The 21313-nt window shown below is 50.3% G+C and carries 18 protein-coding genes and 1 other RNA gene; 9 read left to right on the top strand and 10 right to left on the bottom strand.

The features are described from left to right. Positions 1–28: 28 nt before the first annotated feature. The 9 genes from EOS98_RS12690 to ydiK all read right to left on the bottom strand — a co-directional run bounded on the left by EOS98_RS12690 (position 29) and on the right by ydiK (position 9565). A complete protein-coding gene (locus tag EOS98_RS12690; protein ID WP_126524068.1) occupies positions 29–1180 on the bottom strand; it encodes an acyl-CoA dehydrogenase in 1152 nt (383 codons plus the stop codon). 13 nt (positions 1181–1193) lie between these two features. Next, complete coding sequence (locus EOS98_RS12685) at positions 1194–2789, bottom strand: acyl CoA:acetate/3-ketoacid CoA transferase (protein WP_127821174.1); 1596 nt, start codon at positions 2787–2789, stop codon at positions 1194–1196. A 153-nt stretch (positions 2790–2942) separates the two neighbouring features. Continuing rightward, positions 2943–3701, bottom strand: a complete 759-nt coding sequence (gene aroD / locus EOS98_RS12680; RefSeq protein WP_000860224.1) for a type I 3-dehydroquinate dehydratase — start codon at positions 3699–3701, stop codon at positions 2943–2945. Between the two features lie 44 nt (positions 3702–3745). Beyond that, complete coding sequence (ydiB, locus tag EOS98_RS12675) at positions 3746–4612, bottom strand: quinate/shikimate dehydrogenase (protein WP_000383488.1); 867 nt, start codon at positions 4610–4612, stop codon at positions 3746–3748. A gap of 66 nt (positions 4613–4678) precedes the next feature. Continuing rightward, positions 4679–5914: an MFS transporter gene (locus EOS98_RS12670; protein WP_000081209.1), complete on the bottom strand. Its 1236-nt coding sequence runs from the start codon at positions 5912–5914 to the stop codon at positions 4679–4681. A gap of 363 nt (positions 5915–6277) precedes the next feature. Continuing rightward, on the bottom strand, positions 6278–7489 hold the full coding sequence (locus EOS98_RS12665) for an MFS transporter (RefSeq protein ID WP_126524069.1): 1212 nt from the start codon (positions 7487–7489) through the stop codon (positions 6278–6280). Positions 7490–7629: 140 nt separating this feature from the next. Next, a complete protein-coding gene (locus EOS98_RS12660; RefSeq protein ID WP_000980455.1) occupies positions 7630–7989 on the bottom strand; it encodes a YdiL family protein in 360 nt (119 codons plus the stop codon). A 167-nt stretch (positions 7990–8156) separates the two neighbouring features. Then, positions 8157–8264, bottom strand: an RNA gene (gene rprA / locus EOS98_RS12655) — antisense sRNA RprA. 182 nt (positions 8265–8446) lie between these two features. Beyond that, a complete protein-coding gene (gene ydiK, locus EOS98_RS12650) occupies positions 8447–9565 on the bottom strand; it encodes an AI-2E family transporter YdiK (protein ID WP_000248613.1) in 1119 nt (372 codons plus the stop codon). Positions 9566–9828: 263 nt separating this feature from the next. On the opposite strand from ydiK, the gene EOS98_RS12645 reads away from it, so the two are divergent. The 3 genes from EOS98_RS12645 to EOS98_RS12635 all read left to right on the top strand — a co-directional run bounded on the left by EOS98_RS12645 (position 9829) and on the right by EOS98_RS12635 (position 13579). Continuing rightward, positions 9829–12885 (top strand): FAD-binding and (Fe-S)-binding domain-containing protein, encoded by a 3057-nt coding sequence (locus EOS98_RS12645; protein WP_127821173.1) that lies wholly within the window; start codon positions 9829–9831, stop codon positions 12883–12885. Next, the gene (gene menI, locus EOS98_RS12640) at positions 12882–13292 is read left to right on the top strand and encodes a 1,4-dihydroxy-2-naphthoyl-CoA hydrolase (protein WP_000637930.1); all 411 of its coding nucleotides are present in this window, start codon (positions 12882–12884) and stop codon (positions 13290–13292) included. Before EOS98_RS12645 ends, menI begins: the two co-directional genes overlap by 4 nt. A 98-nt stretch (positions 13293–13390) precedes the next feature. Then, entirely contained in the window at positions 13391–13579 is a 189-nt protein-coding gene (locus EOS98_RS12635; RefSeq protein WP_001537749.1) for a YdiH family protein, read from the top strand. A 287-nt stretch (positions 13580–13866) separates the two neighbouring features. On the opposite strand, the gene EOS98_RS12630 is transcribed toward EOS98_RS12635, so the two are convergent. Beyond that, positions 13867–15213 (bottom strand): L-cystine transporter, encoded by a 1347-nt coding sequence (locus tag EOS98_RS12630; protein ID WP_048348856.1) that lies wholly within the window; start codon positions 15211–15213, stop codon positions 13867–13869. Between the two features lie 426 nt (positions 15214–15639). On the opposite strand from EOS98_RS12630, the gene sufA reads away from it, so the two are divergent. From sufA to sufE, 6 genes are read left to right on the top strand one after another with little or no spacing between them, the layout of a single operon-like run. Then, positions 15640–16008 carry a Fe-S cluster assembly scaffold SufA gene (gene sufA, locus EOS98_RS12625; protein ID WP_000418973.1) on the top strand — a complete coding sequence of 123 codons (369 nt, stop codon included), beginning with the start codon at positions 15640–15642 and terminating at the stop codon, positions 16006–16008. A gap of 8 nt (positions 16009–16016) precedes the next feature. Next, on the top strand, positions 16017–17504 hold the full coding sequence (gene sufB, locus EOS98_RS12620) for a Fe-S cluster assembly protein SufB (RefSeq protein WP_000089383.1): 1488 nt from the start codon (positions 16017–16019) through the stop codon (positions 17502–17504). A gap of 16 nt (positions 17505–17520) precedes the next feature. Further along, positions 17521–18267, top strand: a complete 747-nt coding sequence (sufC, locus tag EOS98_RS12615; RefSeq protein ID WP_023218245.1) for a Fe-S cluster assembly ATPase SufC — start codon at positions 17521–17523, stop codon at positions 18265–18267. Beyond that, positions 18242–19513: a Fe-S cluster assembly protein SufD gene (gene sufD / locus EOS98_RS12610; protein WP_000907929.1), complete on the top strand. Its 1272-nt coding sequence runs from the start codon at positions 18242–18244 to the stop codon at positions 19511–19513. Before sufC ends, sufD begins: the two co-directional genes overlap by 26 nt. Further along, positions 19510–20730, top strand: a complete 1221-nt coding sequence (gene sufS / locus EOS98_RS12605; RefSeq protein ID WP_126524070.1) for a cysteine desulfurase SufS — start codon at positions 19510–19512, stop codon at positions 20728–20730. Before sufD ends, sufS begins: the two co-directional genes overlap by 4 nt. A gap of 12 nt (positions 20731–20742) precedes the next feature. After that, a complete protein-coding gene (gene sufE, locus EOS98_RS12600; protein WP_000729470.1) occupies positions 20743–21159 on the top strand; it encodes a cysteine desulfuration protein SufE in 417 nt (138 codons plus the stop codon). Positions 21160–21313: the final 154 nt, after the last annotated feature.

The raw sequence follows: 21313 nt of genomic DNA, 5'->3' as shown, positions 1-21313 counted from the left end.
GGCCGAATAAGACGTTCCGGTACGATCCTTACTTGTTCTGATAGTCTTTCAGAATTTGGCGTCCTGCCACATAGATCATAATTTCATCCGTGCCGCCACCGATACGTTCGCAGCGAACATCGCGCCAGAAGCGGGAGACACGGGCTTCGTCAGTATAACCAAGCCCACCCATAATCTGAATCGCATCGTCAATCACTTCCATCGCTGTGCGTGCGCAGTACAGTTTAGCCAGCGCGGCGCTGGTACGCAGTGACTCTTCCCGATCGGCCTGCCAGGCGACTTTCAACACCATATTGCGCATGTTTTCGATTTTGATGGCCATTAACGCCAGCTTTTCCTGGATCATCTGGTTATGGCCGATGGGTTTACCAAAGGCGATACGCTGGTTGGCGTAACGGGCGGCATCTTCAAATGCGCATTCGGCGAAACCTGTACTGCGCGCCGCATTAATCAAACGCTCCATTTCAAAATTGTACATGACATTGAGGAAACCCATGCCTTCTTCACCGACCCGGTCGCTTTCGTCCACCTCGACATTATCGAGATAAACTTCGCATGTACTCAACATGTGCCAGCCAATTTTGTGCAGCGGATTAATCTTTATGCCCGGTTTATTTGAGTCCACCCACCAAAGCGTGAACGCTTTTTTAGGATCTTTTGGCTCCGTATCGCGCGCCAGAACCAGCATGTAAGGATATTCTTTTGCACCGGTGATAAATGTTTTTTGGCCGTTAAGATAAACCTTGCCGTTTTTACGCGTCCAGGTTGTTGTGGCGCTATTATTATCAGAGCCCGCGCCAGGTTCTGTTAAGGCTAGCGCATATGCTGGATCGCCGGTGACCAGAGTACTTTCTGCTGTTTTACGCAGTTGTTCTGCGGAACCAAAACGGCGCATACTGTGAATGCATTGGCCGTTGGTAATCAAAAAGGCCGGAGCGCCGCATTTTGAGATTTCCATCAGCGCCAGCATTTGCGTTACATAGTCAGCCGGAATGCCGCCGAATTCTTCCGGGACGCCCAGCATCGAAATACCGTTTTCCGCCAGCGCCTGCATAAATTCTTTGGGATAGGTGCCCGTTTGATCGCAGGTACGGAAATACTCTTCCGGAAAATTGCTGGTGATTAACTCGCGAATACTGGCCAGTAATAGTTCTTGTTCTTCAGTTAATGAAAAATCCATATTTGTACTCCTTTTAATGTGTTGCGTCAGGAAGCGTGAATCCCATAGTGCTATCGGTAAATAATCTTGTGTCCATCAGTTTTAAATCTGGTGAGATAACCGGTGAAAAATCCATCTTGTCAAGAATATCCCGTTGCAGATCGACGCCAGGCGCAATTTCAATTAAATGCAGGCCATCTTGTTTGAGAGTGAAAACCGCACGTTCAGTGATGTAACGCACATCTAACCCGCGCTCAAGCGCAATTTTTCCACTGAACGTAATTTCCGGCAGTTCGCTGACGAATTTTTTGACGCGACCTTCCTGCAGAATATTTAATTTGCCATCGGTAATTTCAGTTTTTAAACTTCCGGCCGTCAGAGTTCCGCAGAAAATAATTTTTTGCGACGTTGCGCTAATATCGATAAACCCGCCGGTGCCCATAATTTTGCCGTTGAATTTATGTACACCGACATTACCGTGTTGATCCACTTCGGCAAAACTTAAATAGCAGACATCGAGCCCACCGCCGTGATAAAAATCAAATTGTGAGGTCATATCAAGGATCGCGCGGGTATTGACATTGGCACCGAAGGCCACGCCCTGAGAGGTAATACCGCCCACCGGGCCTGTTTCCACGGTCAGCACGAAGTCATCGGCGCAGCCTTCCTCGCGAGCGACCAGACCAATACCGTCGGCAATGCCTACGCCCACATTGCCTACCGCGCCTTTACGCATTTCAAACAGCGCGCGTCGGGCTACCAGCTTGCGCTGATTAAGGGGCAGGGTAAGCTGGGTACTGTCATCAAGAGTAAAATCCCCGGAGATAAATCGGTTCACCGGCGCGCCGCCATAGAGTTGCGTCTGGTCGGCGTCGACAACCACAATATCCACCAGATAGCCGGGAATACGCACGGATTTTGGATGCAGCGTGGCTTTTTTTACCATTTTCTGCACCTGCATCATTACAATACCGCCATTATTGTGAACGGCCTGGGCGATCACCAGCGCATCAAGATACATCACCTCATCTTCAAATGATGCATAGCCTTCGCTGTCGCAGGTGGTGGCGCGGATAAAAGCCACATTAGGCGCTATCGCTTTATAATAGAGATATTCTTTATTATCGAACTCTACCAGCTTAATGAGATCTTCTTTAGTCACGTCGTTTAATTTTCCGCCCTGTTGGCGAGGGTCGACAAAGGTACCAATACCGATATCGCTCAGAATACCCGGCTGGTGTGCGGCACTGGCGCGCAGCGTCTGGGTTAATACGCCTTGTGGGTAGTTATAGGCGGCGATTTTATTTTGTTCAGCCAGTTCAGAAATACGGGGAGATTGCCCCCAATGTCCGCATAGCGCCCATTTTACCAATCCCTCCTGCGCCAGCGGGCTGATGCCGCGATCGGCGCGGTCACCTAATCCGGTAGGGCTAATAATAGATAAATCTCGTGGTGACTGGGTTGTTTGATATTTATCTGCCAGTGCGGTAATTAATGTTGTCGCTTCGAGAATGCCGCCGCCTGCGCCCAGAATACATAAAGTGGCCTCGTCCGGGATATAATTTACTGCTTCTTGTGCAGAGAGCACGGGAACGCGGCCATTAATGCGTGATGGCTTATTGATTTTCATATTTACTCCACTATTATCCCTGAAAGCAATATCGATATAACCGTGTTAAGGTAATAAAGACAGCGGCTTTCAATGAATATGGAACATATTCATATCAGATAACTATTTATTTTATTGTGGCAGAAAGAGAATATTCCGCCACACGATAAAGTATTACGCCTGGTGCAATATAGTTAATACGGTACGCAGATCGGCTACCGATATTTGTCCCGGCGCAGATGCTTTTTTCACCGCGCCAAACGTTGCTGCAGAACCGAACACTTCGCCGGCAAGACGAGATATTACCCCGGTTTTCGACATCGACATGGTAATAATCGGACGATCCGCATAGCGCTCCTGCATTTCTACAGTGGCGGTAAGTAAGGTCAGGACATCGGCTTTAGTCTGTGGCATGACGGCGATCTTCGGAATATCGGCGCCCAGTTCCTGCATTTTACGCAGACGCTGAACAATCTCTTCCGCTGCGGGCGTTTTATGAAAATCATGGTTAGACATGATCACCGCAACATTGTGTTGATGAGCATAGCCGACGGTGGCTTTCACCTCATCGTCGCCGGTAAAAAGCTCAAGATCGATCATATCGACCAGACCGCTGTCAACCGCTGCACGATTCAGAGCGATATACTGTCCGGTGGTTAGCGCCTGTTCGCCGCCTTCTTTCGCGCTGCGGAAGGTAAATAGCAAGGGTTTATCGGTAATAATCTCCCGGATGGCGCCGGCGGCCTCAAGTACGCTTTCCGCCGTTGTCACGTTGGCAAAATGGTCAACGCGCCACTCCAGAATATCGAAATCCGCTTCACGGTAGGCGAGTGCTTCCGATTTCACATCGGTAATGGTTTTTCCCATTAGCGACACAATGATCTTTGGCGCGCCTTCGCCAACCACGAGATCTCTTACAGTTACGGTTTTCATTTGGTACCCTTCATTGTCATTCGTCGCAATTATAATTTTACCGGTCAGGCTGTGAATCCCATCACCTGCTTCACATAGTCCAATGGAAACGCTTTTCCTGTCCACAGTTCAAACTGTTCGGCTCCTTGCCATAACAACATGCCGTAACCATCAATTGTTTTGCAACCAGCTTGTTGCGCCTGCTGCAATAACTTTGTCATATGCGGATTATAAACACATTCGGTGACCAGCAATTCAGGGCGGAGCAGGGAAACATCGCCGATCAGGGATTCGTTCTCCAATGGTTTCATGCCAACTTTGGTGCCGTTCGTCAGAATATCTGCGCTGGCAAGCGCTTCAGTAAAAGCGTGCTGATCGGCAAGATCGGTGACGGTAACGACGCAATCGGTGTTTTCATTCACCCGCTTCGCAAAGGCAACCGCTTTTTCGAAAAAGTCATCTTTACGGTTAAACAGTTTAATTTCCTTAATGCCTTCAATGGCTGCCTGGGCGCCAATGGCGGTAGCCGCGCCTCCCGCGCCGAGCAGCACCATGGTTTTTCCCCGAATATCGAAACCGCTTTCTTTAATTGCCCGAATATGGCCCGTACCATCCGTGTTGTAGCCGCGTAGATAGCCGTCATCGTTAACAATGGTGTTGATAGCGCCAACCAGTTTTGCTGCTGGCGTTAATTCATCGACATACTCACACGCGAGCTGTTTGTTTGGCATGGAGACGCCCGTACCGCGCATTTTTAATGCTTTCAGTCCTTCAATGGCGCTGGCAAACGTCGTGTTATCCACTTCGAAAGCCATATAGGTATACGGTAGCCCCGCTTTTTCTAACGCTTTGTTTTGCATTTCGGGCGATAAGCTATGACGGATAGGATACGCCATAAGACCAATTAATTCATATTTTGCGGTAACATCCATTTTATACTCCTTAATAAGTGGACAGTGCAGAGCAGGGCGCATGCCTGTTGCGCATCGTTAACATTTTTACTGGAAATAACGCTCGCCAAATCGGACATCGTTTTGCGGGATCTTAAATACGCGATAATAGCGAATAAATACAATAATGGCGGTGATAAATGTCAGTAGTGCAAAGGCAAAATCTAACAAAATGATATATTGCAGGCCAATAGTAGAGAGATAACCGGTGATCAGTGGAATAATAAAGTTAGCTACGCCCCCCATCATCATATATATACTGGTGACTTTAGCTTTACTCTTAGGGAAAAATTCCGACATTACCGATACACCTAATTGTAAAATACCTCCAGCAGCGGAAAAACCAATCACGAAGGCGCCAGCATTACAGATCAGTGGAGAGGGATACAGGTAAATTGCCGCAGCGGTGAGTGTCGCCAGCCCGGCATTGAAAACATTGGCCCAGATAGGGCGAACCATTTTTTTCAGCAATGCGGCAAAAATAAACACGCAAACCAACGATCCCATACTGTAATAAGAGATGGTTTTCAGCGCGTCGGATTCCGCCATTCCGGCGAAGGCCATCGCATATTTAGGCATCCAGACCACAATCACATAGAAGGTTGAGAACGCGGCGACGCCAAATAAAACGGAAGCTACGCCTTCCAGCCAGACGAGGGGAGTACTGTTCATCTGGGGTAATTCTTTCGCAATACTGGCATCGACAAGTTGGCTGGGAAAGCGGCTTTTCAACAGCATCAACGTGATGAGGACGAAAAGGATACCGGGGATTACCACCGCGTAGCCGTACCAGATATGGTTGACTAACAAGGCGCTGACAATAAGGGGATAAATCATTTGCCCAAAAGAGACCATCGCTTTAACCAGAATAACTGCCGAGCCCGATGCTTTGGGAAAACACTCCATTAATGCAGGGTATCCGCCGGTATCCAGCGCGGAGTTCGCCACGCCGACACATACCGCTAATATGAAAGCGATCATCAGATTAGGACTGGCGGGAATACCGAAGAAAAACAGCATATATAGTACGGCGCCAAGCAGTATTATTGCCCGACGGCCAAATTTATCGGACAGTACGCCAAAGAATAAAATACTGACCAGACGGCCAAGACCAATGCCAGAGATTAAATAGGCGATACCGGCACTATCCGTGGAGAATTTCTGTGCAAGGGAGGTCATGTTCTGGGCTAGTGTAATAACACTCATGCCGTGGAGAAAGTAACTAAAATAAATGCAGATAACAGCCAGCAAATATGGCATGTTGCGAGCCTTGTTCTGAGACATTTGTTCACAGCTCCTTGCTGATGGTTTGATTCAATGTCCTGCTTATTACTGCTTTACTACATGCAGCGATTGTTCAGTAACACTATAATTCGGTACTGTCGTTATATGTACATAACATGGCGTTTAAAATGCTAGGTTTATTGCATTGATAGCATTTCATTTGTTAGCCAGGAAATATAAAAATTGCTGCGAATTTGTTGTTTAATACATATAACTCGTGATGCTCATCGCAATTTTTCTGATAAGTGTGAAGATAATGAATAATAATTAACACGAAAATTACATTTTTTGTTTCCCGGTGATAATGGCTAACGTTTTATTTTGCATAGCAAGGCAATAATATTGCAGTTGGCACGCTAACATTTATTGCGCAGCTGACGCTGCTTCAGCGTGATGTTGTGATTCAGCCCGACTTCGGTAACCGATGAACAGTGCGAGGAGAAATCCCACTGCGGCGATACCGGTATCAAACCACATAATATGTGCAATGCTCATTTCTGAAATCCGCGCTGTGATCAACGGAATAGTGAACGTCGCGATACTGCCGGCGCTGTAATAAATGCCGGTCGCTTTACCTTTCTCCTGTGGAAAACGGGCCGCCATCAGCGTCAGGCCGATTTGTACTACGCCACCGGCGGAAGAGAATCCAATGACGAATGCGAAGATCATAACAACATAGGCCTGAGGATGCAGGCAGACCGTCAGAAGCGCAATAAAAGAGATAAAGGTATAAAACATCAATAATGTGGTAGAGCGAATTGTTTTTCTGACCAGCGGGGCGGTTATAAAAACGCACAGTAGCGAGCCGCAGGTATAAATACTTAACAGTTTGATGGATTGGGTATACGACATTCCTGCGACGAACTGTCCATACTGCGCCAGCCACTGGCTGATAAGGTAAAAGGTTGCCATCGAGATATAGCCATAAAGGGTGTAGCTGATAAGATCGATGAGGGAGCAATGATGTACGCCTGCGACAGGCGCTTGCGAGATTTTGGGCTTCAATATCCGACCAGGATAGGGTGGAAAAGGACAGCGTAATAAAAACAGAGCATTAATAAGCATGATCGCCCCGGCAAGCAGGAAGGACCAGCCAAACCACATATTAGCCCAGACTAATAAACTGATAATAATGGGCAACAAGAATTGCCCGCCAGAGACAAATGCTTTGATCAGAATATTTGCCGTACTGGGGGAGCGAGGGAAGGCTTCCATCAAACTGGGATAGGTACCTGCATCCAAAAAACTGTTGGCCATACCCGCTAAAAAGCCACAGGCATAAGCGACAAAAATCGTCTGAGCATAAAGAATGCCAATGAAAAAAATCAGGTAACAGGCGGTCCCCAGAATGATAAAAGGACGGCGACCAAAGCGATCGGAAAGCATACCGGCGATTAACAAAACGCTTAGCCGGCCAATACCAAGCGAAGAGATCACAATAGATACGCCTGCGGCACTGGTATGCCATTGCTGTTCAAGCGATGACATGTTCAGGCTCATCAGGATAACCCCCATGCCATGTACAAAGTAATTAAAATACAACCCTACAGCGGTAGGGAAATAACGATTTTTCATATTATCTGACTCAGAGATGCCGCCTGAAAGTTACAGTGGTATACACAGGCAGGAAGCATATTGGATAGGGTGACAAGTCAATGTCGTGATTGTGTGGTTTTCTATCCGGTATCAATACGATGCGGCGATAAAGTTTACGTCTAACACAGCCGCTCCAGATCATGTGCGAAAAGTTCGGCAGCAACAGATTGATAAATTTTCCACTCGATAAAATCACCCTCTGTATAAATGGACTGAAAAGAAGATAAATCAGGGAAGTAACGCATTGTATTATTGCCGATGCGGTTATTTATTTTGTCAACAATGGCGTTAATTCGTCGCTGTCTCCTGGCTTTCATTTCCTTCAGCCTGGCAATGATTTCTGGAGAGATGGGAGTGTCGCCAGCTTCCCATCGTTGCCAGGTTGCCGAATTATTATCCTGGGTGATATAGATTGTGCATTCTTCAATCGTCATATCAAAAATACGCCGTAGTGCTTGTAGTTCTAACGCGTTCATCATTTTTTAGGCTTTTATATGAAAAAAGTGATGCTATAAATAGCACCACCGACACCGTTTCGACTTGAACAGAATCACACTATTTTGTGCAATATTATTTGTTCGTTGCAGATATCGCGGTGTTGAAGGGAAACGGGAGCTGGCTTATGTAACAATGCAGCGAAAAAAGTTAAAAAAAAAGCCCATCGTAGGAGACGGGCAAAGACTACACACAGCAATTCGTTGTTTCACTCAGGGGATTTCCATGCTTATAAATCAATGTGTTGATTTATAACCGTGTGCTAATAGTAGGCATGAGCACTTTTTGCGTCGATCAGATTCGTCTCAATAGTTTAAAAACTGTAACGGATTTGCGACAGAAATGAGATGCGGCGGGGAACAGACGGGCGAATCAAAATGGGGTGTGCGTTGAATTGATAAACGTCGCTAAAGCATTGGGCGGCAATGCCGCCCGACGGGATTATGACTGCTTGTTGGCTTCCTCGATATCATCCAACTCTTCAAGGATCTCCTCTGGTTCATTCGTCGGCGCCGGAACTTCATGTACCCATGCGGAGAACAAACGCCAGGTCACGGCCAGAAGCACCGGTCCAATAAACAGACCAATCATACCGAATGCAATCAGGCCGCCGATTACCCCGGAAAGGATCAGAAGCAGCGGTAAATCGGCGCCCATGCGGATGAGTACCGGGCGAATCACGTTATCCAGAGTGCCGACGACGGCGCTCCAAACCAGCAGCACGGTGCCCCAGGTGGTGTCGCCTGTCCAGTAAAGCCAGATAATGGCTGGAATCAATACCGGCAACGGCCCCAACTGAACCAGACACGAAAGGATCATCACTACCGTCAACAGGGTAGCGTAAGGCACGCCGGAAATCGCCAGCCCGATGCCGCCAAGTACCGCCTGTACCAGCGCGGTGACCACCACGCCAAGCGCCACGGCGCGGATCGCCTGGGCAGCCAGCAGAACCGCCGCATCGCCGCGTTTAGCCGCGAGACGACAGGCAAAATGGCGTATTCCCATCGCCACTTGTTCGCCGCGCCAGTAAAGCAGGGCGCTAAACAACAGCATCAGGGCGCAGTGCATCATAAAGCGTCCGATATGCGCCGCCTGACCGACAAACCAGGTCGTGGTTGTGCCGATATAAGGCCGCACTTTCGCCATAATAGCGCTACCGCCCATATCCAGCAGGCTATGCCATCCGGCATACAGTTTGGCGCCAACCAACGGAATATTATTTAACCATGCCAGATCGGGTAGCGTCATATCGCCGCCGGTCACTGCATGGATGAGCGGGCCGCTACCGTCGACAATGCTGTTCACCAGCAAGGCGACGGGAATAACGAAGAGCAGCACTAACAGCAGCGTCATGACCAGCACGGCAAGCGAGCGGCGGCCCCACAATATTTTTTGTAATTTCAGCAAAACGGGCCAGGTCGCGATAACAATCGTACCTGCCCATGCAAACCCCAAAATAAAAGGCTGTACTATCCACAAACAGGCCACAATCATGATGGCTAAAAACAGCACCGATAGCAGCACTTGCGCAATATCCCTGGGCTGACGAACATTTACCATAAATACTTTCACCTTTGTCTTTGCGCCAGAACGTTGGCGCGACGTGAACATGCAAACCACACCCTATAATGATGAGCAATTTCAGCGGTTTTTAACAGGCCGATTCTGCATGTAATTCTGTTGGGCGCACAGGAAAAAAATGTGATACAACAAATAACGCAACACGCAAACGATTAAGCATCCCTTCCTGTGCGTAGACCGCTCGCGCTCGCCGGGTTGGGCGCCACCGTTCACAACATAGACCGCAGGAAAAGGTCAATATAATGATTCCACAAATTTCTCAGGCACCCGGCGTCGTTCAGCTGGTGCTCAATTTTTTGCAGGCGCTGGAGCAGCAAGGGTTTACGGGCGATACGGCAACCAGCTATGCCGACCGTCTGACAATGTCGACCGATAACAGTATCTACCAGCTTCTTCCCGATGCTGTTGTGTTTCCCCGTTCTACGGCGGATGTCGCGCTTCTTGCCCGTCTGGCGGCGGAGCCGCGCTTTACGTCGCTGATATTTACCCCGCGAGGCGGCGGTACTGGCACGAATGGCCAGGCGCTAAACCAGGGCATTATTGTTGATATGTCCCGCTATATGAACCGCATTATTGAAATTAATCCTGAAGAGGGATGGGTGCGGGTAGAGGCGGGGGTGATAAAAGATCAGCTTAATCAGGCGTTAAAGCCGTATGGCTATTTTTTTGCGCCGGAACTTTCCACCAGTAATCGCGCCACGCTTGGCGGTATGATTAATACCGATGCCTCTGGTCAGGGTTCGCTGGTCTATGGGAAAACGTCAGATCACGTCTTAGGCATACGGGCCGTATTGTTGGGGGGCGATATCCTTGACACGCAATCGATGCCCGTAGAGCTTGCCCGGACGCTGGGTGAAAACACGACGATGCCAGGCCGCATCTATCAGACCGTCTATCAGTCCTGCCTGGAAAACCGTCAACTTATCCTCGATAGCTTTCCAAAGCTCAATCGTTTCCTGACAGGCTACGATTTACGCCACGTCTTTAACGATGACATGACCCGCTTCGATCTTACCCGCATCTTAACGGGGTCGGAAGGGACGCTGGCGTTTATTACTGAAGCCCGGCTGGATATTACCCCAATACCCAAAGTCCGCCGTCTGGTGAATGTAAAATACGACTCCTTTGATTCCGCGCTGCGTAACGCCCCTTTTATGGTTGATGCGCGCGCCTTATCCGTCGAGACGGTCGATTCCAAAGTCCTTAACCTCGCGCGGGAAGATATTGTCTGGCACTCCGTTAGCGAATTGATTACCGATGTGCCGGATAAAGAGATGCTTGGCCTGAATATCGTGGAATTTGCGGGTGACGATGAAGCGCTTATTGACGGACAGGTCGAGGCGCTGTGCCATCGGCTGGATGGCCTGATGGCACGTGCGGAAGCGGGCGTGATCGGCTGGCAACTTTGTACCGATTTGACGGCTATTGAGCGTATTTACGCGATGCGTAAAAAAGCGGTAGGGCTGCTGGGTAATGCGAAAGGCGCTGCCAAACCGATTCCTTTCGCGGAAGATACCTGCGTGCCGCCTGAACATCTGGCCGATTACATCGCCGAATTTCGCGCTCTGCTGGATGGTCATGGCTTAAGTTACGGCATGTTCGGCCACGTGGATGCCGGGGTGCTGCATGTGCGTCCGGCGCTGGATATGTGCGATCCGCAGCAGGAACTGTTGATGAAACAGATCTCCGATGAGGTCGTCGCGCTGACCGCCAGATACGGCGGGCTGTTGTGGGGCGAGCATGGAAAAGGTTTTCGTGCGGAATACAGCCCGGCCTTTTTCGGCGAAGTTCTGTATGGCGAGCTGCGCAAAATAAAAGCGGCTTTTGATCCGCATAATCGACTTAACCCGGGTAAAATCTGTCCGCCGCAAGGGATAGAGGCGCCGATGATGAAGGTGGATGCGGTAAAACGCGGCACCTGGGATCGGCAAATCCCGCTGGCGGTACGGCAGACCTGGCGCGGCGCTATGGAGTGTAATGGTAACGGCCTGTGCTTTAATTTCGATGCGAAAAGCCCGATGTGCCCGTCGATGAAAATTAGCCTTAACCGGATCCACTCGCCGAAAGGGCGGGCGACGCTGGTGCGGGAATGGCTCCGTCTATTGGCCGATCGCGGCGTCGATCCATTGAAGCTGGAAAAGGAGTTGCCGGAAAAACGCGCCAGCTTACGCACGCTGATTGCCCGCACCCGGAATAGTTGGCACAAACGCAAAGGCGAGTATGACTTTTCCCATGAAGTTAAAGAGGCCATGTCCGGCTGTCTGGCGTGTAAAGCCTGTACGACCCAGTGTCCGATTAAAATCGATGTTCCGGAGTTTCGTTCACGTTTCTTACAGCTTTACCATACGCGTTATCTGCGTCCGGTACGCGATCATCTGGTGGCGACGGTCGAGACCTACGCGCCGCTGATGGCGCGTGCGCCAAAGACCTTTAACTTTTTTATTAACCAACCGATGGTTCGCAATCTGGCGAAAAAACATATCGGTATGGTGGATTTACCTCTGCTTTCTGCCCCTTCATTGCAACAGCAACTGGTGGGCCATCCGTCTGCCAATATGACGCTTGAGCAACTGGAACGCATGAGCGCCGAGCAAAAAGCGAAAACGGTACTGGTGGTTCAGGATCCGTTTACCAGCTACTATGACGCCCGGGTCGTGGCGGACTTTATCCGCCTGGCGGAAAAACTGGGCAGGAGGCCGATATTGTTACCGTTCTCGCCGAATGGTAAGGCGCAGCATATTAAAGGTTTTCTTAATCGCTTTGCGAAAACGGCGAAAAAAACCTCTGAGTTCCTTAATCGGATCGCCGCGTTGGGGATGCCAATGGTGGGCGTCGATCCGGCGCTGGTCCTGTGTTATCGCGACGAATACAAATTGGCTCTGGGCGAACAGCGCGGCGATTTTCATGTGTTGCTGGTGAATGAATGGCTGGCGCAGGAAATAAATGCAAGACTGTCCGTCGAGGTGAGCGGCGAACCGTGGTACTTTTTTGGCCATTGTACGGAAGTCACGGCTTTACCCGGCGCGCCTGCGCAGTGGGCCGCCATCTTTGCCCATTTTGGCGCGAAGCTGGAAAATGTCAGCGTAGGCTGCTGCGGTATGGCGGGCACTTATGGACATGAACTCACCAATCATAAAAATTCGCTGGGAATTTATGAGCTATCCTGGCATCAGGCGATGCAACGTCTACCGCGAAACCGTTGCCTGGCAACCGGCTATTCCTGCCGAAGCCAGGTTAAACGCATTGAAGGTACGGGCGTGCGTCACCCGTTGCAGGCATTACTGGAGATTATAGGTTGATCTGGAAACGTGAAGTGACCCTCGATGCGCTTAATGCGATGGGGGAAGGGAATATGGTTGGCCTGCTTGATATCCGCTTTGAGCGTATTGGGGACGATACGCTGGAAGCGACAATGCCCGTCGATCATCGCACCAAACAGCCGTTCGGCTTGCTGCATGGCGGAGCGTCTGTGGTGCTGGCGGAAAGTATCGGCTCGGTCGCAGGCTATCTGTGTACGCAGGGGGAGCAAAAGGTGGTGGGGCTGGAGGTGAATGCCAACCATGTACGGTCGGCGCGTCAGGGGCGCGTACGAGGCGTCTGTAAAGCGTTGCATACCGGGGCTCGCCATCAGGTCTGGCAGATAGAGATCTTTGATGAACAGGGACGTCTGTGCTGTTCTTCGCGCCTTACTACGGCGATTGTGTGACGTTGTCACCATAAAAGTGTGATGCATATTGCTTTTGGTCAAAATGTGCGCAGAAAAAGGTGATATACTGTGCACGTTTACACATAAGCGAGGATGATATGTCTACTGATTTAGACCCAACCCAACTGGCGATTGAATTTTTACGCCGTGATAAAACCGAACTTTCTCCCGCGCAGTATTTGAAGCGTTTAAAACAGCTGGAGTTAGAGTTTGCCGATCTCCTCACCCTCTCTGCAACCGAACTGAAAGAAGAGATCTATTTCGCCTGGCGGTTGGGCGTGCATTAATAAAGTCTGTGTAGGCCGGATAAGGCGTTAGCCGCCATCCGGCTATGTTACCAGGCGATCTCACCAGACACTGTCCCCCGGTAATAGATAACCCCCTTGATTTTGTTTAAAAAAAATACAGATCGCCATTTGTGCTAAAAAGGCGCGCGCTCTTTATGAGATTATTCTTATGCCCCTTCAAGAGCTAAGCCATTAAGAGTGCCGGAGATAAGCGCCGGATGGGGCCGGAACCCTTAAGCCTGTATTGAACAGACTTAAGGGTTTTTCTTTTCCGGGCGCGTAAAAAACTAAGGTCTGTCAATAACCGCTGGCATGTCGTCAGCCGTATGATTATTCAAAATACGGTTAGCCAGCACACCTGACATCATCGATCCGTTAACGTTCAGTGCCGTGCGGGCCATATCAACGATAGGTTCGATGGCAATAAAAATACCGACCAGCGCAACGGGAAAATTCAATGTCGACAGGACAATCAGCGCCGCGAACGTACCACCGCCGCCGACGCCGGCTACGCCAATAGACCCTAGCGCAATGGCAGGCAACATCGCGGCCAGAAAATGCAGCGAGAGCGGATCAATGCCGATGGTGGGCGCAATCATCGCTACCATAATAGCCGGATAAATCCCGGCGCAGCCATTTTGCCCCATACTGGAGCCAAACGAGGCGGAAATATTGGCAATGGTGCTTTGTACGCCAAATTTTTCCTGGGCGGAAATGGCCAGCGGGATAGAGGCTGCGCTGCTGCGGGAAACAAACGCAAAGGTTAAGACGGGCCAGACCATTCTGAAATAACGCGCTGGATTATTACCGCTGAGGATCAGCAAGATGGCATGCACGATAAACATCATGAAAATCGCGATATAACAGGCGCAGATAAAACCAAGTAAGCTGGCGAATTGTTCAAGGCGGTATGATGAAAATACGGTAGTCATTAATGCCATGACGCCATAGGGCGTTAATGCAATAACGATACGTACCATCTTCATGACCCAGATCTGAATAGCGTTAATGCCTGCGCTTAATTTCTGACCTTCTTCCGGCGCCTCTTTTTTGACCTTTAACAGGGCGATCCCCGCTATTAGCGTGAAGATAACGATGCCGATAACGGAAACACTTCTGGCCCCCGTAAGATCAAGAAAAATATTAGTCGGAATCAGCGATGTCACTAACTGGGGAATCGACACCGCGGCAGTCTTATTGACTTCTTCCGTAGTTAACATTGACGGCATGTGCACAAAAGCGCTGGCGTCAAGCCCCAGCACATGAGCGGTCAGTAATCCGATAAAACCGGCAACCATCACCAGGCATAACATGCATCCGACGATCGTCAGCGACATTTTTCCGATGCCGGCACTATTTTCCAGTTTATTGATGGCGGAAAGAATAGAAATAAAAATTAGCGGTATAGCGACCAGTTTTAACAGGTGGACGTAACCATTGCCGACGATGCTGTACCATTCGATAATAGTTTTAGTGTGATTTGCTGAAATAAAATGCAGGGATAAACCAATAACAGCCCCTAAAAAAATAGCGATAAAAACGCTTTTCGACAGGGAATCGCTTTTTTGATTAATTCTCAAGATGACCCACGAGAAAACCAAAAAAAGTGCGATATACGCGAGCGTAACAACCATATTTTAAGCCTCTTGCCTCATTCAGCACCTGAAATGCCGGAAAGAGTTTACATAAACCTATAGCTCAAACTGAGTTATAGAACCGCAGCGGATTATAAAGAGCGCAACGCCAGGTATCCATACAAAAAGTGGGGTTCTGACCTCGCCGCCCGGCAATGTCGACAGCCTATTAATTAAATAGTCATTTTCTATACATCTTTTCGTTTTTGACCTGTCAGAACGGTTAATATTTTATAAATCATTACTTATCAAGAAGTTAATCGATTTTTTGTCTGTCGTATGACCTGACGGACAGGGTCTATGCTTAATAAAAGGCGCTCAATATAACCATTTGTTGGAAAGCCCCTGCGGTTAAGGGGTTGAAGTGATAATCATTATCACTAACATGCTGTTATATCCTGGTGATTTAGAACGCGAGGTAACTCTATGGAATTGCATTCAGGCACGTTTAACCCGGAGGACTTCCCCTGGCAAGGGCTGACGCTAACGCCAGCGGCGGCAGCGCACATACGTGAACTGGCAGCAAAGCAGCCGGGCATGTTGGGCGTGCGGTTAAGCGTAAAACAGACGGGATGTGCCGGATTTGGCTATGTTCTGGATACCGTTCGGGAGCCGGATAAAGACGATCTGGTTTTTGAAGCCGAAGGCGCAAAGCTTTTCGCACCGTTACAGGCGATGCCTTTTATTGACGGAACAGAAGTGGATTACGTACAGGAAGGGCTGAACCAGTTATTTAAATTTCATAACCCCAAAGCCCAGAATGAATGCGGCTGCGGCGAAAGTTTTGGGGTATAGGCGGTACTATGTCTCGTAATACTGAAGCAACGGAAGAGGTCGGCATCTGGACAGGCGGACGCCTTAATTACAAAGAAGGATTTTTCACGCAATTACCCACTGATGAACTGGCAAAAGGCATCAGCGAAGAGGTGGTGCGCGCGATTTCCGCAAAGCGTAACGAACCAGAGTGGATGCTGGAATTTCGTCTCAATGCCTATAGAGCCTGGCTGGACATGGATGAACCGCACTGGCTGAAGGCGCACTACGATAAACTGAACTATCAGGACTACAGCTATTACTCTGCGCCATCATGCGGAAACTGCGACGATAGCTGCGTTTCCCAGCCGGGAGCCGTACAGCAAACGGGCGCGAATACCTTTTTGAGTAAAGAGGTTGAAGACGCCTTCGAGCAGCTTGGCGTTCCGGTTCGCGAAGGGAAAGAGGTCGCCGTCGATGCGATTTTTGATTCGGTCTCCGTAGCGACCACATACCGTGAAAAACTGGCGGAACAGGGCATTATTTTCTGTTCTTTTGGCGAAGCGATACACGATCACCCTGACCTGGTCAGGAAATATCTTGGCACCGTCGTGCCGGGGAACGATAACTTTTTTGCCGCGCTGAATGCGGCAGTCGCTTCCGATGGGACATTTATCTATGTTCCCAAAGGCGTGCGTTGCCCAATGGAGTTATCCACCTATTTTCGCATTAACGCTGAGAAAACCGGTCAGTTTGAGCGCACGATTCTGGTGGCGGATGAAGGCAGCTATGTGAGTTATATCGAAGGCTGCTCCGCGCCCGTACGCGACAGTTATCAGCTACACGCCGCGGTAGTGGAAGTCATCATCCATAAAGATGCTGAAGTAAAATATTCCACCGTACAAAACTGGTTCCCGGGCGACAACAATACGGGCGGCATTCTGAACTTTGTGACCAAGCGGGCGTTGTGCGAAGGGGAAAACAGCAAGATGTCGTGGACCCAGTCGGAAACCGGTTCGGCGATTACCTGGAAATACCCGAGCTGCATTCTGCGCGGTGATAATTCTATCGGCGAGTTCTATTCCGTTGCGCTGACCAGTGGACATCAGCAGGCTGACACCGGCACCAAAATGATCCATATCGGTAAAAACACGCGCTCAACCATTATCTCAAAAGGCATTTCCGCCGGCCACAGCCAGAACAGCTACCGTGGGCTGGTAAAAATTATGCCGACGGCGACCAACGCCCGAAATTTCACCCAATGCGACTCCATGTTGATTGGCGCGGACTGCGGCGCGCATACGTTCCCGTATGTTGAATGCCGCAATAACAGCGCGCAGCTGGAGCACGAAGCGACAACATCACGCATCGGTGAAGATCAGCTTTTCTATTGTTTGCAACGCGGTATCAGCGAAGAAGACGCTATTTCGATGATCGTCAACGGTTTCTGTAAAGACGTTTTCTCGGAACTGCCGCTGGAGTTTGCCGTTGAAGCGCAAAAACTGCTGGCGATTAGCCTTGAGCACAGCGTCGGTTAATGATGAAGGAAAACCCATGTTAAGCATTAAAGATTTACAGGTCAGTGTGGAAGAAAAAGCGATTTTGCGTGGCCTGAATCTGGAGATTCGCCCCGGCGAAGTTCACGCCATTATGGGGCCGAACGGTTCCGGGAAAAGCACGCTCTCCGCCACCCTGGCGGGACGTGAAGATTATGAGGTCACCGGCGGCTCGGTTACGTTCAAGGGTAAAGATCTGCTTGAACTGTCGCCGGAGGAACGGGCGGGCGAAGGGATTTTTATGGCCTTCCAGTACCCGGTAGAAATCCCCGGCGTCAGTAACCAGTTTTTCCTGCAAACCGCGCTGAATGCCGTGCGCGCCTACCGCGGGCAGGCGTCGTTGGATCGCTTTGATTTTCAGGATCGGATGGAAGAAAAGATCGCATTGCTGAAAATGCCGGAAGATTTACTGACCCGTTCGGTAAACGTCGGTTTTTCCGGCGGGGAGAAAAAGCGCAATGATATTTTGCAAATGGCGGTGCTGGAGCCGGAACTGTGCATCCTTGATGAGTCTGACTCCGGACTGGATATCGATGCGTTGAAAATTGTGGCGGAAGGCGTCAACGCGTTACGCGACGATAAACGCGCTTTTATTATCGTGACCCACTATCAGCGCATACTGGACTACATCAAGCCTGATTACGTCCATGTCCTCTATCAGGGGCGAATTGTCCGATCCGGCGATTTTACTCTGGTCAAACAACTGGAGGAGCAGGGTTATGGCTGGCTTACCGAACAGCAGTAAAGCGCTACAGCAATGGCAGCATCTCTTTGAAGAAAAAGGAGAAAGTCGAACTGAGCAGGCAAGACAACATTTACAACAGATGTTACGTCTGGGATTGCCGACGCGTAAACATGAAGACTGGAAATACACGCCGCTGGAGGGCTTAACCCATAGCCAGTTTATCCAGCAGTGTGCGACTATCAGCGCCGCACAGCGTGATGCGCTGGCGCTGCAAATCGATGCCGTGCGGCTGGTGTTTGTCGATGGTCGGTTTATGCCAGAGCTCAGTGATAGCACGCAAAACAGCGGATTTGACGTTAGCGTCAGGGATGAGCGCCAGACGCTTGCCGCGCCGGTACATCCCGAGGTTTTTCTGCATCTGACGGAAAGCCTGGCGCAATGTGTCACGTATATACAGGTACGGCGAAATCAGCGTCCGACCAGGCCGCTACTGTTAATGCATATCACGCAGGGCGTGGATGGCGACGAGCTGAATACCGCGCATTATCGCCATCATCTGGCGCTGGCGGAAGGCGCGGAAGCGACGGTTATTGAGCATTATGTCAGCCTTACAGCGGCAAAACATTTTACCGGCGCGCGTCTGACGATGAACGTTGCAGACAATGCGCAACTGCGCCATATCAAACTGGCGTTTGAAAATGCGTCCAGCTATCACTTTGCGCATAACGATCTTCTGCTGGCGACTGACGCCTCGGCGTTTAGCCACAGTTTTCTGCTGGGCGCCGCAGTACTACGTCACCACAGCAGCTCACAACTGAATGGTGAAAACGCGACGCTTCGACTGAATAGTCTGGCGATGCCGGTGAAAAATGAAGTCTGCGATACGCGGACATGGCTGGAACATAACAAAGGCTACTGTAACAGCCGCCAGTTGCACAAGACCATCGTCAGCGACAAAGGACGCGCGGTTTTTAATGGCCTGATTAACGTGGCGCAACACGCCATTAAAACCGACGGCCAGATGACCAATAATAACCTGTTGTTGGGGAAACTGGCTGAAGTCGATACCAAACCGCAATTAGAGATCTATGCCGATGACGTGAAGTGCAGCCACGGCGCGACGATCGGGCGTATTGACGATGAGCAGATGTTTTATCTGCAATCACGCGGCATCAGACAGCAGGAGGCGCGGCACATGATTCTTTACGCGTTTGCCGCAGAGTTAACGGAAGCTATCCATGATAGCGCCCTTAAACAGCAGGTGCTGGCGCGAATCGGCCAGCGACTGCCTGGAGGCCTGGTATGACATTTCCTGTAGAAAAAGTACGGGCGGATTTTCCCATACTGCAGCGTGAAGTTAACGGCCTGCCGCTGGCTTACCTGGACAGCGCAGCCAGCGCTCAAAAACCTAATCAGGTGATTGACGCTGAACCTGCCTTCTACCGTCACGGCTATGCTGCGGTACATCGGGGTATCCATACGTTAAGCGCGCAGGCGACCGAAAGCATGGAGAATGTGCGTAAGCAGGCGTCGCGGTTTATTAACGCCCGCTCCGCAGAAGAACTGGTGTTCGTGCGCGGTACGACGGAGGGCATTAACCTTGTCGCCAACAGTTGGGGAACGGAAAATATTCGCGCCGGGGATAACATTATCATCAGCGAGATGGAGCATCACGCCAACATCGTTCCCTGGCAGATGCTGTGCGAGCGCAAAGGCGCTGAACTGCGCGTGATCCCATTGCATCCTGACGGTACGCTGCGGCTGGAGACCTTAGCTGCGCTGTTCGATGACCGGACCCGACTGCTGGCCATTACCCATGTTTCCAATGTGCTGGGGACGGAAAACCCGCTGCCGGACATGATTGCGCTGGCGCGCCAGCATGGGGCGAAAGTGCTGGTGGATGGCGCCCAGGCCGTGATGCACCATGCTGTTGACGTCCAGGCGCTGGACTGCGATTTTTACGTTTTCTCCGGCCATAAACTTTACGGGCCGACCGGCATCGGTATTCTGTATGTTAAAGAGGCGTTGCTGCAAGAAATGCCGCCGTGGGAAGGGGGCGGGTCGATGATCTCGACCGTCAGCCTGACGCAGGGAACGACATGGGCGAAAGCGCCCTGGCGTTTTGAGGCGGGAACGCCGAATACTGGCGGCATCATCGGTCTCGGCGCGGCAATTGACTATGTGACGTCGCTGGGACTGGATAAGATTGGCGATTATGAGCAGATGCTGATGCGCTATGCGCTGGAGCAACTGGCGCAGGTGCCTGATATCACGCTGTATGGTCCGGCACAGCGGTTGGGCGTCATCGCGTTTAATCTGGGTAAACACCATGCTTACGACGTCGGCAGCTTTCTTGATAATTACGGCATCGCGGTACGAACGGGGCATCACTGCGCGATGCCGCTCATGGCCTGGTATGGCGTGCCGGCAATGTGCCGGGCTTCGCTGGCGATGTATAACACCCATGAAGAAGTGGACCGACTGGTGGCAGGATTAACGCGTATCCACCGCTTATTGGGATAACAGTGAGGTTTTATGGCTGCGCTACCGGATAAAGAAAAATTGCTGCGTAACTTTACGCGTTGCGCTAATTGGGAAGAGAAATATTTATATATTATTGAGTTGGGGCAGCGCCTGGCGGAGTTAAATCCGCAGGATCGCAATCCGCAAAATACGATTCATGGCTGTCAGAGCCAGGTGTGGATCGTGATGCGGCGAAACGCCAACGGCATTATCGAATTGCAGGGCGACAGCGACGCGGCGATCGTTAAAGGCCTTATGGCGGTGGTATTTATTTTGTACCACCAGATGACGGCGCAGGATATTGTGCATTTTGATGTCCGGCCATGGTTCGAAAAAATGGCGCTTACGCAGCACCTCACGCCTTCTCGTTCTCAGGGGCTGGAAGCAATGATTCGCGCAATTCGCGCTAAGGCCGCCACTCTTAGCTAAACTGTACAGACAGCGTTCTACCTGATGTCAAATCCTTTGTCGGACGGCGACGTCGCTTTATCCAGAGTGGACAGAGCGTATATTTTGTTGTTCTGATAAGCGAAGCGCTACCAGTCGTCGCAGAGGGCATCACCAGGAATACAGGAGGTTTGGT

Origin of the sequence: Salmonella sp. SSDFZ69 (assembly GCF_004010755.1) — a bacterium.
Classification (GTDB): Bacteria; Pseudomonadota; Gammaproteobacteria; order Enterobacterales; family Enterobacteriaceae; genus Salmonella; species Salmonella enterica.
Note: the sequence above shows the minus strand (reverse complement) of the source record. Positions and strands in the feature narration are given on the sequence as shown.

Bases quoted from the DNA above. Each gene is read 5' to 3' on its own strand.
- EOS98_RS12690 (WP_126524068.1), bottom strand. From the start codon at position 1,180: ATGGATTTTTCATTAACTGAAGAACAAGAACTATTACTGGCCAGTATT.
- sufS (WP_126524070.1), top strand. From the start codon at position 19,510: ATGACATTTCCTGTAGAAAAAGTACGGGCGGATTTTCCCATACTGCAG.
- EOS98_RS12665 (WP_126524069.1), bottom strand. From the start codon at position 7,489: ATGAAAAATCGTTATTTCCCTACCGCTGTAGGGTTGTATTTTAATTAC.
- EOS98_RS12660 (WP_000980455.1), bottom strand. From the start codon at position 7,989: ATGATGAACGCGTTAGAACTACAAGCACTACGGCGTATTTTTGATATG.
- sufD (WP_000907929.1), top strand. From the start codon at position 18,242: ATGGCTGGCTTACCGAACAGCAGTAAAGCGCTACAGCAATGGCAGCAT.
- sufA (WP_000418973.1), top strand. From the start codon at position 15,640: ATGGAATTGCATTCAGGCACGTTTAACCCGGAGGACTTCCCCTGGCAA.
- EOS98_RS12635 (WP_001537749.1), top strand. From the start codon at position 13,391: ATGTCTACTGATTTAGACCCAACCCAACTGGCGATTGAATTTTTACGC.
- ydiK (WP_000248613.1), bottom strand. From the start codon at position 9,565: ATGGTAAATGTTCGTCAGCCCAGGGATATTGCGCAAGTGCTGCTATCG.
- EOS98_RS12685 (WP_127821174.1), bottom strand. From the start codon at position 2,789: ATGAAAATCAATAAGCCATCACGCATTAATGGCCGCGTTCCCGTGCTC.
- sufE (WP_000729470.1), top strand. From the start codon at position 20,743: ATGGCTGCGCTACCGGATAAAGAAAAATTGCTGCGTAACTTTACGCGT.
- sufB (WP_000089383.1), top strand. From the start codon at position 16,017: ATGTCTCGTAATACTGAAGCAACGGAAGAGGTCGGCATCTGGACAGGC.
- EOS98_RS12630 (WP_048348856.1), bottom strand. From the start codon at position 15,213: ATGGTTGTTACGCTCGCGTATATCGCACTTTTTTTGGTTTTCTCGTGG.
- ydiB (WP_000383488.1), bottom strand. From the start codon at position 4,612: ATGGATGTTACCGCAAAATATGAATTAATTGGTCTTATGGCGTATCCT.
- sufC (WP_023218245.1), top strand. From the start codon at position 17,521: ATGTTAAGCATTAAAGATTTACAGGTCAGTGTGGAAGAAAAAGCGATT.
- EOS98_RS12670 (WP_000081209.1), bottom strand. From the start codon at position 5,914: ATGTCTCAGAACAAGGCTCGCAACATGCCATATTTGCTGGCTGTTATC.
- EOS98_RS12645 (WP_127821173.1), top strand. From the start codon at position 9,829: ATGATTCCACAAATTTCTCAGGCACCCGGCGTCGTTCAGCTGGTGCTC.
- aroD (WP_000860224.1), bottom strand. From the start codon at position 3,701: ATGAAAACCGTAACTGTAAGAGATCTCGTGGTTGGCGAAGGCGCGCCA.